Source organism: Xanthomonas axonopodis (assembly GCF_001304695.1).
Taxonomy (GTDB): Bacteria; Pseudomonadota; Gammaproteobacteria; order Xanthomonadales; family Xanthomonadaceae; genus Xanthomonas; species Xanthomonas axonopodis.
In genome coordinates, this window is the sequence record NZ_JFAQ01000087.1 from 1 (window position 1) to 16,998 (window position 16,998).

General features: G+C 65.8%; 9 protein-coding genes and 3 pseudogenes. 10 read left to right on the forward strand and 2 right to left on the reverse strand.

The window, feature by feature from the left end:
- Positions 1–154: 154 nt before the first annotated feature.
- Positions 155–1,075, forward strand: a pseudogene (locus tag XAXN_RS21060) (IS30 family transposase); the annotation flags it as partial.
- A gap of 7 nt (positions 1,076–1,082) precedes the next feature.
- On the opposite strand, the pseudogene XAXN_RS08760 reads toward XAXN_RS21060, so the two are convergent.
- Both XAXN_RS08760 and XAXN_RS08765 read right to left on the reverse strand, forming a co-directional pair.
- Positions 1,083–2,681: pseudogene (locus XAXN_RS08760) on the reverse strand (sigma-54-dependent Fis family transcriptional regulator); the annotation flags it as partial.
- Positions 2,682–2,920: 239 nt separating this feature from the next.
- A complete protein-coding gene (locus tag XAXN_RS08765; RefSeq protein WP_054319254.1) occupies positions 2,921–3,853 on the reverse strand; it encodes a carbohydrate kinase family protein in 933 nt (310 codons plus the stop codon).
- A gap of 276 nt (positions 3,854–4,129) precedes the next feature.
- On the opposite strand from XAXN_RS08765, the gene XAXN_RS08770 reads away from it, so the two are divergent.
- The 9 genes and pseudogenes from XAXN_RS08770 (at position 4,130) to XAXN_RS08810 (ending at position 16,876) form a co-directional block, all read left to right on the forward strand.
- On the forward strand, positions 4,130–5,176 hold the full coding sequence (locus XAXN_RS08770) for a rod shape-determining protein (protein WP_003482734.1): 1,047 nt from the start codon (positions 4,130–4,132) through the stop codon (positions 5,174–5,176).
- Positions 5,177–5,348: 172 nt separating this feature from the next.
- Positions 5,349–6,653, forward strand: coding sequence for a rod shape-determining protein MreC (gene mreC, locus XAXN_RS08775; protein WP_054319255.1), 1,305 nt, complete (start codon positions 5,349–5,351; stop codon positions 6,651–6,653).
- Positions 6,650–7,135, forward strand: coding sequence for a rod shape-determining protein MreD (gene mreD / locus XAXN_RS08780; RefSeq protein ID WP_042821309.1), 486 nt, complete (start codon positions 6,650–6,652; stop codon positions 7,133–7,135). Before mreC ends, mreD begins: the two co-directional genes overlap by 4 nt.
- 3 nt (positions 7,136–7,138) lie before the next feature.
- On the forward strand, positions 7,139–9,199 hold the full coding sequence (mrdA, locus tag XAXN_RS08785) for a penicillin-binding protein 2 (protein WP_054319256.1): 2,061 nt from the start codon (positions 7,139–7,141) through the stop codon (positions 9,197–9,199).
- A complete protein-coding gene (rodA, locus tag XAXN_RS08790; RefSeq protein ID WP_054319257.1) occupies positions 9,196–10,314 on the forward strand; it encodes a rod shape-determining protein RodA in 1,119 nt (372 codons plus the stop codon). The genes mrdA and rodA overlap by 4 nt, the downstream gene beginning before the upstream one ends.
- A gap of 543 nt (positions 10,315–10,857) precedes the next feature.
- Positions 10,858–12,252, forward strand: a pseudogene (locus XAXN_RS08795) (glycoside hydrolase family 28 protein).
- Positions 12,253–12,612: 360 nt separating this feature from the next.
- Positions 12,613–13,761, forward strand: coding sequence for a lytic murein transglycosylase B (gene mltB, locus XAXN_RS08800; RefSeq protein WP_054319258.1), 1,149 nt, complete (start codon positions 12,613–12,615; stop codon positions 13,759–13,761).
- Positions 13,758–15,170, forward strand: a complete 1,413-nt coding sequence (locus XAXN_RS08805) for a septal ring lytic transglycosylase RlpA family protein (RefSeq protein ID WP_054319259.1) — start codon at positions 13,758–13,760, stop codon at positions 15,168–15,170. Before mltB ends, XAXN_RS08805 begins: the two co-directional genes overlap by 4 nt.
- Before the next feature lie 500 nt (positions 15,171–15,670).
- Positions 15,671–16,876: a D-alanyl-D-alanine carboxypeptidase family protein gene (locus XAXN_RS08810; protein ID WP_054319260.1), complete on the forward strand. Its 1,206-nt coding sequence runs from the start codon at positions 15,671–15,673 to the stop codon at positions 16,874–16,876.
- The last annotated feature ends 122 nt before the right edge of the window (positions 16,877–16,998 follow it).

Sequence of the window (16,998 nt, forward strand, 5' to 3'; positions counted from 1 at the left end):
GTTGCCCACATGAAGCACAGAGGCCTCCCAACAGAGGCCTCGATCACCGGGATTGCCCTGAATGGGCAAAGCGATCTACGCGCCCCATCGTCTATGTGCATCCAACCTCCCGCGAAACGCGGGAACGGGGCTTGATCAGCGTTGCCCTAAGCTGCTGGGCAGAAGCTCGTCGACGTTGAGCAGGGAGCTGTCCAGGCAGGAGGGCACGCTCTACTGCGCACGCGATGCGTCCCGGCGTTACGCAGCGCGGCGTCGGCATAGTGTTCGGCGACGTCGGCTCATCCCCGGAACGCAGTTATTCCAGCTGGTGCGCGATCATCTTGTGTGGCGGTGGTCGCTCCAGCAGCTTGCTGCCAAGCATGCTGGCCATGCATTCGCACGATCCTGCCCAGCGCGTCAGTCACCAGACCATCTACGCAACGATCTACGCGCATCCGCGCGGAGGCTTGAAAAAGGAGCTTGTCCAGGCGTTGCGCCAGCGCAAGCCGTCGCGTGGAGTGCGGCGAACGAGCGCGGCCAAACGCACCTGGGTGCCGGAGGAACTGCGGATCGTGCCCCGCCCCGAGGAGGTGCAGCAGCGCCTGGTTCCAGGCCATTGGGAAGGCGGTCTGATCAAGGGTGGGTTCAATCGTTCCTGCGTGGGCACCTTGGTGGAGCGCAAGACGCGCTTTTTCGTGCTGTGCCGTATGGACGGCTGCACGGCCGCAGATGCCCTGGAAGGATTCACCCGCCAGATGAAGAAATTGCCCGCCTCGATGCGAACGCGCTTGACCTATGATCGCGGCACCGAAATGGCCTGTTATGCCGAGCTGATGCAGAGGCTGAACCTGGACGTGCGGTTTGCCGATCCGCATGCACCATGGCAGCGCGGAAGCAATGAAAATACCAACGGTCTGTTGCGCCAGGTTCCTGCCCAAGGGGGCGGATCTGTCCAGCGTCAGTCAGGAGTACCTCAATCACATCGCCTTGCTGATGAATACGCGTTCTTTGAAAAACCCTTGGCTGGGAAACGCCCTGCGAGACGATGCAAGAAGAACTCGCCATCTTTAAATCACGTGTTGCACTTGAATCTTGAGACCTCCCAGCTTGTGCAGCGCATCTTCGCTGATGCGCACGCCGCGCTCGCTGTTTTCCTCGCGCAGCACCACGCCGTTGAGGCGATAGTACAGGTCCTCGCGGAATTCGCCCGCGGCCACCATCTACGCCAGGTCGCGGTGACTGGCGCTAATCACGTGCAGTTCCAGCGGCATTGCATGGTCGCTGCCCAGCGGGGTCACGCTCTGTTCTTCCAGCACGCGCAGCAGCCGCGTCTGCAGCGGCAGCGGCATATCGCCGATCTCGTCCAGGAATAAGGTACCGCCGCTGGCCTGCAGCAGCTTGCCGTGGCGGCCTTCGCGCGCGGCATCGGTGAACGCGCCGCGCGCATAGCCGAACAGTTCGCTCTCGATCAGCGCCTCGGGAATCGCCGCACAGTTCACTGCCACGAATGGCCGCGCCGCCCATGGCGAGCCGCGGTGCACCGCCTTGGCGAACTCCTCCTTGCCGGTGCCGGTGGCGCCACACAGCAGGATCGATACGCGATGCGCGACCAGCTTCAGCGCGTTGTCCAGGTTGTGGCGCATGCGCGGATCGGAGCCGACGTGTTCGCATGCGTAAGCCGCCTCGCCGCTGTCGGCGGTGGTGGCATGCGCGCCGCCAGCAACAGGAGCGCGACGCGGCGGCTGCGCCAGCGCGAAGAAGCGGCGCCCGTGGCAGGTGCAGCGGATCGACCACGGCGTACTGGCATCGTTGCGCGCACGCTGCTCCACGATGTCGAAGTCCAGCTGCATCACCTGCGAGATGTCGCGCCCGACCAGCAGGCTGCGGTCGCCCTTGCCGAGCTGTTCCAGTGCCGCCTCGTTGACGGCCAGCACGCAGCCATCGGCACCGATCGCCATCAGCGCCTCGTGCAGCAGGCCGGCGAACTCCGGGCGGCTGTGGAAGCGCAGGATCCATGCCTGCCGGTACTGCTCCAGGAAATACGACCGTGCGATCTGCGCCGCCGACATGCGCACCAGCGCGCTGGTGTGGCGCTGCACCAGCTTGGTGTCGCGGGCGTCCGGTGTTGACGCATCCAGCGCCAGCAACTGCCCATGCGGATCGGGAATTGGCGCACCGCTGCACGACAGCGGCAAGTGCCGGGCCAGGTAATGCTCGCCGCGGAGCACGCCGAGCGCGCTGCGCAGGTGCCGATCCCGTTGGTGCCCTGGTAGCGCTCGGCCCAGCTGGCGCCGCAGAACAGCCCGGTCTGGCGGAATTCGCGCAGCAATGCCGGGTCGTGCACGCTGTGCAGCAAGGTCGCCTCGGCGTCGGCGAACACCACGGCGTAGCCGCCGCCGGCGATCTGCTCGTAGAGGTTCTCCATCTCCATCTTGGCGATGCGCAGCACGTCCTCGAGCCGCTGCTGGCGCTCGCGCAGCCCGCTGCCGTCGTGAACCATCGGCGACGGGGGAGCATCCGGACTCAGGCCCATACTCGTCCAGGCAGCGCTGCCACGAGCGCGCCAGCGCCGGCGGCAGCGGTTCGATCTGGCGGAAGCGGCGCATGCGCGCCAGCAGCGCGGACTCGGCCTCGGCAGCGGACGAGGGCCCAGCCGTGGCCTGCAGGAGGTTGGCGACAGTCACTTCCGACGCGTGGCGCATCCTCGGTCCTTACCCGGGGCCAGAGCGGCAGTGACGCATAAACCGGGGCGCGGCTCAAACCGCGGTGCAGCAAGCGCCGGGATTGGGGATTGGTGATTGGCAAGAGCAACTTGGCCGGCGTGGTTCCTTTTGCGCCTCGACCAAAACGAAAAAACCGCGCGATCGCGCGGTTCTTCGTGGCCTCAAAACGCCGGAGCGTTGCGTTTGCGAATCCCCAGTCCCGACTCCCCAATCCAGGCTTACAACGCGTAGCCGAACTGCTGCTTGAACTGGTCGTTGAACTCGGCGAAGTCGAAGCGCTGGTTCTGCGTACCGGGGTGCTCGACCTTCAGCGCGCCCATCAGGTTGCCCATGCGGCCGATGGTCAACCAGTCGTAGCCGTCCTGGATGCCGTAGATCAGGCCAGCGCGGAACGCGTCGCCGCAGCCGGTCGGGTCGACCACGCGCCGCTCATGCGCCGGCGGAATGTCGTAGGTCTTCTCCGGCGTATGCACCAGCGCGCCCTTCGGGCCCTGCGTGGTGATGTAGGCTTGCACGCGCGAGACGATGTCTTTTTCGTCCCAGCCGGTGCGTTCCTGCAACAGGTTCGATTCGTAGTCGTTGACCACCACGTACTGAGCCTGCTCGATGAACTGTCGCAGCTCCGGGCCGTTGAACAGCGGCATCGCCTGGCCGGGGTCGAAGATGAAAGGAATGCCGCCGGCAGCGAACTCGTCCGCGTTCTGGATCATGCCTTCGCGCCCGTCGGGGCCGACCAGGCCCAGGGTCACGCCCGGCACATCCTTCACGTAGTTCTCGTAGCTGCGCATCATCGCGCCCGGATGGAAGGCGGTGATCTGGTTGTTATCGTGGTCGGTGGTGATGAACGCCTGCGGGGTGAACAGGTCGTCGATGATCTTCACCCGCGACAGGTCGATGCCCAGCGTTTCGAAGTGTTCGCGGTACGGGCCGAAATCCTGGCCCACGGTGCCCATCGGGATCGGCGCGCCACCGAGCAGATGCAGGTTGTAGGCAATGTTGCCGGCGCAGCCGCCGAATTCGCGGCGCATGCGCGGCACCAGGAACGACACATTCAGGATATGCACCTTGTCCGGCAGGATGTGGTTCTTGAACTGGTCCGGAAACACCATGATGGTGTCGTAGGCGAGGGAACCACAGATCAGTGTGGACATCGAGTCGGGCCTTTGCGTTGGGAAAACCCGCCAATTGCCGGGCATGGCAGCGTGACGGCGCGTGCGCCGCGGCGCACAAGGGTAACGGCTGCGGCCGATCAGGGCCAGAACCGCATGCCATGGCCGGCGTGACCGCCACATGAAAACGGGGTCGAAATCGCCGATTTTTTCTTGCTCACCCCGGGGGGGATTGCTAGGCTAGCCGACTTCGTTTTCTGCCCAAAATTTCGCCAGTCTGGCGACGGGCACGCGACTCACCCAGGAACGACACCCTCGATGTTCAAGAAACTCCGCGGCATGTTCTCCAACGACCTGTCCATCGATTTGGGCACGGCCAATACGCTGATCTACGTGCGCGGACAGGGCATCGTGCTGAACGAGCCGTCGGTGGTCGCGGTGCGTCAGGATCGCGCAATCGGCGGCACCCGCTCGGTGGCGGCAGTCGGTGCGGAGGCCAAGCAGATGCTCGGTCGTACCCCTGGCCACATCACCACGATTCGCCCGATGAAGGACGGCGTCATCGCCGACTTCACCTACACCGAGGCGATGCTGAAGCACTTCATCAAGAAGGTGCACAAATCGCGCTTCCTGCGCCCCAGCCCGCGCGTGCTGGTGTGCGTGCCGGCTGGCTCCACGCAGGTCGAGCGCCGCGCCATCAAGGAATCTGCGGAAGAGGCCGGTGCGCGTGATGTCTATCTGATCGAGGAGCCGATGGCGGCAGCGATCGGTGCCGGCATGCCGGTCACCGAGGCGCGCGGCTCGATGGTCATCGACATCGGCGGCGGTACGACCGAAGTGGCGGTGATCTCGCTCAATGGCATCGTGTATTCGCAGTCGGTACGTGTGGGTGGCGACCGTTTCGATGAGTCGATCACCAACTACGTGCGGCGTAACCACGGCATGTTGATCGGTGAAGCCACGGCCGAGCGCATCAAGCTGCAGATCGGCTGCGCCTACCCGCAGGACGAGGTGCAGGAGATGGAAATCTCCGGCCGTAACCTCGCCGAGGGCGTGCCGAAGATGATCAAGATCAACTCCAACGAAGTGCTCGAAGCGCTGCACGAGCCATTGTCGGGCATCGTCTCGGCAGTGAAGCTGGCGCTGGAGCAGACCCCGCCGGAACTGTGCGCCGATGTGGCCGAGCGCGGCATTGTGCTCACCGGTGGCGGTGCGCTGCTGCGCGACCTGGACCGCCTGATCTCCGAAGAAACCGGCCTGCACGTGCAGGTGGCCGACGACCCGCTCACCTGCGTGGCCCGCGGCGGCGGCCGGGCGCTGGAGCTGGTGGACATGCATGGCAACGAGTTCTTCGCGCCGGAGTGAAGCGTTCGGGATTAGGGAGTCGGCATTCGGCATTCGGGATTCGCAAAGCGTGTCCCGGCCTTCGGCCTTGACCGATTGCGGTGCAGCCCTGTTTGTCTAACGCTTAGTCGTACCGGGGGCAGCGAGCTGCTCCTCGAATCCCCAATCCCTAATCTCAGATCCCGGCCTTAAAGTGCCCTCCTACGCCGGTCCTCCCGTCGCCTCCCGTCCGGGCGAAGTCATCTCCACGCTGCGCCTGCTGGTCTACCTGGTGCTGGCCGTCGTGCTGATTGCGCTCGATAGCCGCGGCGGTTGGCTGAGCCAGGTGCGCATGCAGGCCAATCTGCTGATCCAGCCGATCTGGGCGGTGGCCGGGCTGCCGGGACGCATCGGCTCGCAGGTGCGTGACAACGCTGCAACGCATGCCCAGCTGGTGGAAGAGAACCGGGATCTGCGCAATCAACTGCTGGTCGCCAATGCGCGCCTGACCCGGCTGCAAACCGCGGCCCTGGACAACGCGCAACTGCGCGAACTGCTCAACGTGGCCGAGCGCCGCGGTCTGGATGTGCAACTGGCGCCGATCCTGAACATCGATCTGGATCCGACGCGCCAACGCTTGCTGCTGGACGCCGGCGGCCGCGACGGTGTGATGCTGGGTCAGGCGGTGATCGATGCCGGCGGCCTGATGGGGCAGGTGATCGAAGTCACCCCGCTGCATTCCACCGTGTTGCTGCTCACCGACCCCGACCACGCAGTGCCGGTCAGCGTAGCGCGCAATGGCGTGCGGCTGATCGTCTACGGGCGTGGCGACCGCCTGGAACTGCGCGATATCCCGCTCAGTGCCGGCGTGCAGGTGGGCGATGAAATCGTCACCTCGGGCCTGGGCGGGCGCTTCCCGGCCGGCTTCCCGGTCGGCAAGGTCTCCGAGTTGCATCCCGACGACACCCACGCCTTCCTGGTCGGCGAACTGACCCCGGCCGCCAAGCTCGATCGCGGCCGCGATGTGTTGCTGCTGCGTGCCGGCAAGCCGTTGCGCGTGGTCCCGGGGGCCGGGATTGGGGATTCGGGAGTTGGGATTCGCAACAGCGATAACAGCAACGGCGGCGCGGCTGCCGCCAGCGCGCCGGTGGCTGCCACACCACGCACGCCGGTGGGCGGGATTTCCAACGCAGTGATCGATACCGCGCGCCCGACGGCTGCTGCGGCATCGGGCACCAGCACTGTTACCGCGCCGCGCGCACAGTCGGCCCGCGCATCAGCGTCAGCATCACGCGGCCACGCCAGCCTGCCGGCCAGTCCTCCTGGGTCGAACGGCCCTGAACTCCAGACCCGCGGTTCCCGCGCAGCGTCATCGCATGGCTCACGGGCTTCAGGGAGTGGAGACGCTGGAACCGGCAACGGCAACGGCAACGCCGCACCAGCACAGGCGGCCGCTTCTAACCAATCCCCAATCCCCAATCCCCAATCCCGTCCGGCTCCAATGGAGACGGACCAATGACCCGCATGCGCAACACCTGGATCCTGCCAGCGAGCATCTTCATCGCGCTGGTCCTGGGGCTGCTGCCGTTGCCGATGGTGGTGCAGCCGCTGCGGCCGTACTGGCTGGCGTTGGTGCTGGCGTACTGGGTCATCGAGGAGCCGGACCGGGTCGGGCTGGGCCTGGCCTTCGTGGCCGGCGTGCTGGCTGATCTGCTGTATGGCGGGCTGCTCGGCGAGCAGGCGCTGCGGCTGGTGATCATGACCTTCATCCTGCAGCGCTTCCGCGCGCGCATGCGTTTTTTCCCGATCTCGCAGCAGGCGCTGGCCATTGGTGGGCTGCTGCTCAACGACCGCATCGTGTCCTCGGCGGTGCATCTGGCCGTGGGCGAGCCTACCCTGCCGTGGAGCTACTGGTGGGCGCCGCTGCTGGGCATGGCGCTGTGGCCGCCGTTGTTCGTGGTGCTGGACGCGGTGCGGCTGGGCAAGCGGAGCAAAAAGTAAGTCATGCACGGGCGCCGTCATCCCAAGAATCCGCATGCGGAGGCCGAACAGTTCCGCCGCCGCGCGGTGCTGGGCTTTGCGATGGTGGTGATTTGCCTGGTCGGCCTGGGCGGCTGGTATTTCAAGCTGCAGGTGCTCGACCACGAGGTCTACGCCACGCGCTCGGAGGCTAACCGCATCAAGCCAAAACCGGTGGTGCCCGGGCGCGGCATGATCTACGACCGCACCGGTCGGCTGCTGGCCGAAAACGTGCCGGCCTTCCGCCTGGACGTGACCCCCGACAAGGTCGCCGACATGAACGCCATGCTGGACGCGTTGGGCAAGGTGATCCCGATCGCGCCGGAGGATCTGGAGCGCTTCAACCGCGAGCGCCGCGCGCGCCGCAGCTTCCTGCCGGTGACGCTCAAGCTGCGCATGAGCGATGAAGAGATGGCGCGGTTCGCGGTGGAACGCTGGCGTTTCCCTGGCGTGGAGCTGGAGCCGTACCTGACCCGGCGTTATCCCTACGGCCCGTTGTTCGCGCACATCATCGGCTATGTGGGCCGGATCGACGAAAAAGACCTGGCGGTGCTGGGCCAGGGCAATGCGGCGCTCACCCACATGGGCAAATCCGGGCTGGAGCGCTACTACGAGCAGGATCTGCGCGGGCAGGTCGGGTATGAGCAGGTCGAAACCAATGTGCAGGGGCGCGCCATCCGCACCGTCGGCCGGGTCGCACCGCAGTCCGGTGCCGACCTGCGGCTGTCGGTGGATGCCGACCTGCAGCGCGCGATGGTGGCCGCGTTCGGCGAGCACGAAGGCGCGGCGATTGCGATGGATCCGCGCACCGGCGAGATCCTGGGCATGGTCAGCCTGCCCAGCTACGACCCCAATCTGTTCGTCAACGGCATCTCGCATACCGATTTCAAGATGCTCAACGACAACCCGTCGCGGCCGCAGTTCAACCGGCTGGTGCTCGGTGGCGTGGCGCCGGGCTCCACGCTCAAACCGTTGATCGCCTTGGCCGGCCTGGACAGCGGCCTGCGCCGGCCCGAGGACCGGGTGCTGTCCACCGGCATGTTCTACCTGCCCGGCGTCAGCCGCGGGTGGGGCGATTCGCACCGCGGCGGGCATGGCTGGACCGACCTGCGCAAGTCGATCGCGCAGTCGGTCAATACCTATTACTACCGCCTGGCGGTGGACATGGGCATCGAGCGCTTCGACCACTACATGGGCGAATACGGCTTCGGCCAGCCCACCGGGGTGGATCTACTGGGCGAAATCGGCGGCATCCTGCCGTCGCCGGCCTACAAGTACAAGACGCGCAAGGAGCGCTGGTATCCCGGCGACACGGTCAACATCGCCATTGGCCAGGGTGACTGGAAGGTCACGCCGCTGCAGCTGGTGCGCGGCGTCTCGGCGATTGCCAGCGGTTTGCTGTTGCGCCCGCACCTGGTGCTGGAAGAGCGCACCGGTTTCGATCATCCCTGGGAGCCGATGATCCAGCCGCCCGGCAAGCCGATCAGCCAGAACCCGGCGCATCTGCAGGTGGTGCGCGAGGGCATGATGGACACCATGCGGCCGGGCGGTACCGGCTATGCGATCACCCCGGGTGCGCCGTATCAGATGGCCGGCAAGACCGGCACCGCGCAGGTGGTCAGCCGCAAGGGCGTGGCGGCGGTGGATCCGCGCAGCCTGCCGTTGCACCTGCGCCACCGCGGCCTGTTCGTCGGCTTCGCGCCGGCCGACAACCCGGTCATCGCGGTGGCGGTGGCGGTGGAAGGCGGCGGTTTCGGCACCAGCTCGGCGGCGCCGATCGCACGCAAGATCTTCGATGCGTGGCTGCTGGGCAAGATGCCCGCCGGTCTGGAGCCGCTGGACAGCGAGCTCGGTATGACCGCCGTGGGCGTCAATCAGTTCGAAGCCGGCGTCACCGACGCGCGCGCAGCCGGCGACGCTGCCGCTGCCACGCTGGACGAACTGCCGGTGGTGATCGGCCAGAGCGCCGTTGTGCTGGACCCCAATACCCCCGCGCAACCGGTCGTGCCGGATGTGCCGGACGCGGTGCAGGAGACCGACCATTGAGCGACATCCTGCGCTGGTTGGTGGACATGGCCGCGCGCTTCACGCGCAGCCTGGACTGGGTGCTGTGCCTGGCGCTGGGCGGGCTGATGGCCATCGGCCTGTCGGTGCTCAAGAGCGCCGGCGGCACTGCCAATGGCGAACACCTGATGCTGGCGCAGGGCATCCGCTTCATCATCGGGGCGGCGGCGATGTGGGGGATTTCGCGCATGTCGGTGCTGCGCCTGCGCGCCTGGACACCATGGGTGTACGGCTTGTCGATGCTGCCGCTGCTGGCGGTCTTCGCGCTGGGCACCGGTAAATACGGCCGGCAGTGGCTGGATCTGAAAGTGTTCTACCTGCAGCCGGCCGAGCTCCTCAAGATCAGCTTGCCGATGATGGCGGCTTGGTATCTGCACCGCATGCCGCTGCCGCCGCGCATTTCCACCGTGCTGGTGACCGGCGTGATTATCGGCGTGCCCACTGCGCTGATCATGTTGCAGCCTGACTTCGGCACCGGCGTGTTGATTGCTGCCAGCGGCGTGTTCGTGCTGCTGCTGGCCGGCCTGCCGTGGTGGTGGGTGGCCGTTGGTGTGGGCGGCGTGTCTGTGGCTGCGCCGGTGGCGTGGTTCTGGCTGCTGCGGCCGTACCAGAAGGACCGCATCATGATGTTCCTCAACCCCGAGAACGATGCGCTTGGCGCGGGCTGGAACATCATCCAGTCCAAGATCGCGATTGGCTCGGGCGGGTTGAACGGCAAGGGCTGGGGTCTGGGCTCGCAATCGCACCTGAACTTCATTCCCGAACAGACCACCGACTTTGCGTTCTCCGTGCTCAGCGAAGAATTCGGCTGGATAGGCGTGGCCACCGTGCTGACCTTGTACCTGATCGTCATTGGCCGCTGCCTGTGGATCGCCTCGCAGGCGCGTGACGCTTATTCGCGCCTGGTTGCCGGCGCCACCGGCCTGGCGTTCTTCGTCTACGTGCTGGTCAACGGCGGCATGATTTCCGGCCTGTTACCGGTGGTGGGCGTGCCGATGCCGCTGATGAGTTACGGCGGCACTTCGGCGGTGTCGCTGCTGGCCGGCCTTGGTTTGGTCATGGCAGTAAAGTCGCATCGCCCGGTGCACGGTTACTGAGCCGTCCCGAACGTATGTTGTTCAAGCACCGAGGCTCGCAGCGACTGAAATAAGGCGCTCGAAGATGTCCATGCCATTTGCGCATCGCCCGTTTTGCTGGCAACGCGGCAGCCCAGGGCAGGAAGGGCTGCTGCGCGTGTCGGTGGCTGAGCGCTGTCACGTCGAGCAAGGCACGCAGCAGCGTATCCCTGTGCGGTAGCCAGCGCGGTGATCGTCGGCCGCGCGCCGCCTAGGAGATGCAGTGCATCGCCATGGCCCCTTCAGTCGGCATCGACGGCGATGGCAGTCGGCTTTCAGACGGAGAATCAACAGTCCCACCTGAGGGCTCTGGATCCAGCGTCCTTGCCGTCGCGTCAGCGTCTGGCGTTTTGCAGGAGACTGTAAAGACCTGCTTCCTGGGGGCAACTGGTTCGGTGCCACGGTGGCCGATTCGCATCGCTGCAGCCAGATGCGCCGGGCGCTTATAGAGTCCGTGCGCTGGCGCGACTGTGTCGATCCTGGCGTGCAAGCGATACGTTCCTTAGCATTCGAGTGATCTTCCTGATGAAACTGCTCGCCACCGCCATCGGCGGTGCCTGTTTGATGCTGGCCGGCCATGCCGCCGTCATCGATCTCGCCACCGGCGATTCCCGTCCGCTGTCCGAGCCGGTCGTTCCCGCCACCTGCAAGCTGCTGCGTGCCAGTCGGACCGCCAGCGATCGCCAATTCGACCCGGCATTGGAAAGCGCGCCGCCCGATACCTAGGCCATCCAGGCCGCGCTGACCGGTTGCGCCGGCATGCACGGCAGCGTGCGGTTGACCACCGGTAGCGGCGACGCCTTTCTGACTGGCCCGTTGTCGATCCCCGCTGGCGTGACACTGGTCGTCGATCAAGGCGTCACCGTCTACGGCTCGCGCAACCCGGCCGACTACGGCAGCGGTTGCGGTACTGCAGGCTCCAGGAGCGGAGGCTGCCTGCCGTTGATCGCCATCAAGGGCGCTCGATCTGGCGTGATGGGGGTGCGCCGCAATGGCCACCAGGGCACCATCGATGGCCGCGGCGACCTGCCCATGCTGGGCAAGACCACCACGTGGTGGGAGTTCGGCGAGGCCGCCAAAAGCGCCGGCCAGGTGCAGAACAGCCCGGACCTGGTCAAGCTGCAGAACGCCAGCGCTTTCACGCTCTACGACATCAACCTGGTCAATGCACCGTCCTTCCATTTCTTTGCGCATATCGTCGACGGCCTGACCATCTGGGGCGTGCGCGTGAAGTCGCCGGCCACCAGTCCCAATACCGACGCGCTAGACCTGGACAGTGTGCTTAATGCCACCATCCAGGACAGCGACGTGATGAGCGGCGATGACGGCGTGGCAATCAAGACCATTGCTTCCAGGTCGGCCAATATCAGCGTGCTGAATTCGCGCTTCTATGGCACCCACGGCATCTCGATCGGTAGCGAATTGATGTCCGGTGTCAGCAACGTGCTGGTCGACAACAACGTCATCGTATCCACCGATGACGACGGCAATCGCAGCACCGACAACAATGGGCTGCGCATCAAAACGAGCCTGGCCAAGGGAGGTGCGGTCGACCTGGTGACCTATCGCAACACCTGCCTGTATGGAGTGAGTAGCCCGCTGGTGATCAATCCGTTCTACGACAGCGCCCGCAGCGGCAACGTCCCGACCTTCCGCAGGATCGTTGTCGATGGCTTGCGCAGCGTCGGCGGGCGCGGCGGTAAGGGATGGGTCCTGCAGGGCGCCGATGCGAGCGCTCCGCTCGATCTGGTGCTGGCGAACGTGGCGTCCGACAACCTCGGCAATACCACCAGCAATGCGCGGATCGGCCTGAGCAATAGCGCGTTGACGCCGAGCGGCAGCGACGTGGTGACCAATGCAGTCCAGCTCGACGGTGCGGTGCCGACCTGCCCGGGCGCTTCGCAGTTTCCCGATCTATGAGCGGTGCGACGCGGCCTTCGCCGGTTGCGTCGCTGACGAAAGCTCATTGCGCAGCAGCGCAGGCCGGCTGCCGGAACGCAGCCCGTGTCCCGCGAGAAGGATGCCGACGCCGAGCTTGGCCCGGCCCGATCGGCAGGGCCATGCGACGATAGCGGCCTCCTCTGGGTGCGCAAGGCGGCGGTGTTGCGACGCCTGCCAGCCGCAGACCCTGGGAAGCGCTCTTCAGCTGCCGCCGCGGACTACCGGCCGGTCCGCCGTGGAGGAGGCGGCATGCTGCAGAGGGCCTTGACATTGATCGAAGTTCTTCGTTTTCATGGCCTTATTGTCAGAAGTTCATCTGATGTCTGTTACCCTCGGCCGATGATTCAACGCCCCCTGACCTGCCTGCTCACCCTTGGCCTCGTCGCCTGCGCGACCCAGCCCAGCCCTCCGTCCCCGCCGCGGGCTGCCAGCGCGCTGCCGGCCAAGCCGCCGCTTGTGCCTTCGGCGTCAGCGCCGCCAGCCAGCGCCGCCGCCGAGGCCCCTGCGCTTCCGCCAGTCGACCTGACCCCGGTACCGTTCGAAATTGCCCGCGCCAACTTCGTGCGCGACACCTCGGCCAAGTACGGCATCGATGCCGCGCAGATCGAAGCGGTACTGGCGCAGGCGCAATTCAAGGACGCCATTGTCACTGCGATGTCGCGTCCGGCCGAACGGGTCAAGCCGTGGAACGAATACCGGCCGATGTTCATCACCCAGGCGCGCATCGACGGCGGCCGCCAGTTTCTCGCCGAACACCGCGCCGAGTTGAGCAAGGTCGAGGCCGCCACCGGTGTGCCGGCACAGGTCATCGTCGCCATCATCGGGGTGGAAACCAGCTACGGCAGCAACGCCGGCAAATACCGCGTGCTGGACGCGCTATACACGCTGGCGTTCCACTATCCGCGCAGCGGCGACCCGGCCACGCTCGAACGCGAAGTGCGCCGTGAACTATTTTTTCGCGATGAACTCGGCCAGCTGTTCGCGCTGGGCAAGGAAGAACAACTCGACGTCACCACCCTGATCGGCAGCTATGCCGGCGCAATGGGCATGGGCCAGTTCATGCCCTCCAGCTATCGCCAGTTCGGCGTGGACGGCGATGCTGACGGCAAGCGCAATCTGTTCACCGACTACAACGACGTGTTCGCCTCGATCGCCAATTACTTCGTCAAGAAGGGCGGTTGGGTGCGTGGCGGGCAGGTCGCGGTACCGGCCACGCTGGCCGCCGGGCACGAAGAATTCAATCCCACCGACTGGTCGCCGGTGTACACGCTGTCGGACCTGTCGGCGCGCGGATATCACCCGAGCGCACCGGTGGTGGCCGGCAGCACCGCCACCCCGATCAGCCTGGACGACGCCAACGGCAAGCAGTACTGGCTGGGCTTCCAGAACTTCTACGCGATCACCCGTTACAACAGTTCCAAGATGTATGCGATGGCCGTGTTCCAGCTGTCCGAGGCCATCGCCGGCAAGGAGTTACCCCCGGCATGAACAGCATTGCAGGCCCCAAGTGGCTGATCCCGATGGCGCTGATGCTTGGCCTGGCGGCCTGTAGCAGCGCACCGAAGAAGACCGCCGGCGGCAACGGCAGCGGCGCGATCAAGGGGGTGAAGGTCGAAGGCAAGGGGCCGGCGTATGTCGCCACCGGTTGCCCGTCCACCTCGCCGTATGCGCCCGCCAAGGAAGATCCGTCCACGCGCGGCGACTACACCGCTGGCGGCTTGTACAAGCCCGGCGTGAAAGACTCCACGCCCGATCATGTGCCCAATGTGGCCTGCATCCCCGAGCCGCTGGTCACCAACGAGCCGCGCTCGGCGGTGGGCAATCGTTCGCCGTACGAAGTGCTGGGCAAGCGCTATGTGGTGATGGACAACCCCGGCGACTATGTCGAACGCGGCACCGCCTCTTACTACGGCAACAAGTTCCATGGCCGGCTGACCTCCAACAAGGAGGTCTACGACATGTACGCTTTCACGGCTGCGCACAAGACCTTGCCGCTGCCCAGCTTTGCGCTGGTCACCAACACCGACACCGGCCAGTCGGTGGTGGTGCGCGTCAACGACCGCGGCCCATTCCACGACGGCCGCGTGATCGATCTGAGCTACGCCGCGGCTGTGAAGTTGGGCATCACCGACAAGGGCACCGGCAATGTCGAAGTCCGCGGCCTGACCGAAGCCGACAACGGCAATCTGCTCGCCAAGCGCCGCAGTGGCCAGGCACCGGTGAGTACCGCCGTGGCCACGGCGCGGCCGGCTGCCAGCGCCAGTCAGATCGATGACCTGGTGCAGCGCCTGCCCACCCGCACCGTGCCGCCGCGTGCAGTGGCCACCGGTGCCGGCGCGGAGGTTGCCACGTCCGCCGCGACATCCACTGCCGGCGCGCAGGTCACTGCGGCCGGCGAGCGTTGGCGTTACCGCGTTGCAGACTCGCGCCAACCCGGCAACGCCGACAACTTCGATGCCTGGATGAAGGCGCAGGGCGTACGTGTGGCCACCGGCAGGCCAGCCACTGCGGCCCCGCGGCCGGCCGCGTCAGCGTCTGCGGCCGTACCCGCCGTGGCGCCGCCAGTTGCGGTTGCGGCGGTCAAGCCGTCCGAAAGCACTGCCTCGCGCCACCTCAAGGCCGAGCCAGCGCCCGCCAAGGCACCCAGCGTGGCCGAAGCTGCGCTCGGCGACATCCTGCTGCAGGTCGCCAGTTTCGCCAGCCGCGAAAACGCCAATCGCGCACTGTCGCAACTGGCCGCGGCCGGGATTGCCGGCGCCAGCGTCAGCGACATCGTCAGTGGCGGCCGCACGCTGTGGCGGTTACGCGTGAATGCACGCGACTATGCAAATGCCTCGGAGATTGCCCAGCGTATCGCCGGTCTCGGTTTCGGTCGCCCGCAGATCGTGGCCAATTAGCGGCGGGCGAGTCGGTTACTGCGTCAGCTAATTAAGCGCGAGCGCATGAGTCGTTCGCGCGCCAGCTACCCAGGTCATCGTGGTCAAGCGCAAGAGCCGGTGATTCCGTTAGCCAATCAGCCACCAGCGCATCAGGCGCTCGCGCGCCGGCTGCATCGGCTTTGACGGAACGGCTGGGGCGAGCCAGATTTGGCTGGCGGACATTGCATCTCCGCAGCGCGGGCGCGGCCAAGGCCGAAATCGATATGTCTCGTGCACTTCGATACCCATCGCGCTGTTGCATCCAGCCAACCGCGGAGCGCCACAGCCTGTTCCAAGGTCGCTCAAGCGACGCCTAAGCAGTGCGTGGCGCCTCCGGCAGCTCGCCTCAGGCGCCGCGAGCGTGGCGCCATCGCTGAACTGCGCAAGCGCTCGCATCTTGCAACGCGTCGCCCTGATCGCCGTGGCGCCTTACAATTTCGCATTGCCCAGTTTTCGGGCCCGTCAGGAGTCGTTCTTCAATGAAATTCCGCTTCGCCGCCGCTGCCGTGGCCACCTTTGCCTTCGGCCTGGTCTGCGCCCAGACACCTGCGCCGCAGCCGACTCCTGCCGCGGCTGCCGCCCCGGCCGCCTTGCCGGTGCCCCCGGCGCCCGCACCGGCCGTGTCCAAGTCCTGGATCCTGATGGACTACGCTACCGGGCAGGTGCTGGCCGGTGAAAACATCCACCAGCAACTGGCGCCGGCCAGCATCACCAAGGTGATGACCTCCTACGTGGTCGCCGCCGAGATCAAGAACGGCAAGGTCAAGCGCGACGACCAGGTCATGATGAGCGAACGCGCCTGGCGCGAAGGCGGCGCGGGCACCGACGGCAGCTACAGCGGCTTCCCGGTCAACCAGACGGCGCGTCTGGAAGACATGGAAAAAGGCATGGCGATTCAGTCCGGCAACGATGCCGCCATCGCGCTGGCCGAGCATGTGGCCGGCAGCGAAGAAGCCTTCGCCTCGCTGATGAACAGCTATGCCGCCAAGATCGGCATGAAGGATTCGTACTTCGTCAACGCGCACGGCTTGAGCGCCGAAGGGCATCACTCCACCGCCTACGACCTGGCCATGCTGGGCCGCGCGATGGTGCGCGATTACCCGGAGACTTACGCCTACAACAAGATCAAGGAATTCCAGGTTGGCAGCATCAAGCAGAGCAACCGTAACCGGCTGCTGTGGCGCGACCCGGCCGTGGACGGCATCAAGACCGGTCACACCTCTGAAGCCGGCTACTGCCTGCTGAGCTCGGCCAAGCGTGGCGACCAGCGCCTGATCGCGGTGGTGATGGGCGACAGCTCCGAAGAACAGCGTGCCACCGATAGCCTGGCCCTGCTCAACTGGGGCTTCCGCTTCTTCGAAACCCACAGCCTGTACGCGCCTGGCAAGGTCGTCACCAAGCAGAAGGTCTGGAAGGGCCAGCAGGACGAAGTGCAGCTCGGCGTGGCACAGCCGCTGCTGGTCAGCCTGCAGCGCGGCCGCTACAACGACCTCAAGCCCAGCATGGAAGTGCCCAAGAACCTGCAGGCACCGATCAAGCAGGGCCAGCAGGTTGGCACCGTGAAGGTCAGCCTGGACGGCAAGGTCATCGCCCAGGCCCCGCTGGTCGCCATCAACGCCGTCGAAGAGGGTGGATTCTTTAAGCGCCTCCGGGATGCGTTCTGGATGTGGTGGGAATCGGAGTGATCCAAAGAAAAAGCCGGCGAAAGCCGGCCTTTTCTTTGCTGGGATTGGGGATTCGGCATTCGAGATTGGTAAAAGCCAGAGCAGCAGCGAATCGCCAGCAGCCCGCTCCTACGACTCCCCAA

Excerpts from the sequence above, each read along its gene's own strand:
- XAXN_RS08805 (WP_054319259.1), top strand. The coding sequence starts at position 13,758 with ATGAACAGCATTGCAGGCCCCAAGTGGCTGATCCCGATGGCGCTGATG.
- mltB (WP_054319258.1), top strand. The coding sequence starts at position 12,613 with ATGATTCAACGCCCCCTGACCTGCCTGCTCACCCTTGGCCTCGTCGCC.
- XAXN_RS08770 (WP_003482734.1), top strand. The coding sequence starts at position 4,130 with ATGTTCAAGAAACTCCGCGGCATGTTCTCCAACGACCTGTCCATCGAT.
- mrdA (WP_054319256.1), top strand. The coding sequence starts at position 7,139 with ATGCACGGGCGCCGTCATCCCAAGAATCCGCATGCGGAGGCCGAACAG.
- mreD (WP_042821309.1), top strand. The coding sequence starts at position 6,650 with ATGACCCGCATGCGCAACACCTGGATCCTGCCAGCGAGCATCTTCATC.
- XAXN_RS08810 (WP_054319260.1), top strand. The coding sequence starts at position 15,671 with ATGAAATTCCGCTTCGCCGCCGCTGCCGTGGCCACCTTTGCCTTCGGC.
- XAXN_RS08765 (WP_054319254.1), bottom strand. The coding sequence starts at position 3,853 with ATGTCCACACTGATCTGTGGTTCCCTCGCCTACGACACCATCATGGTG.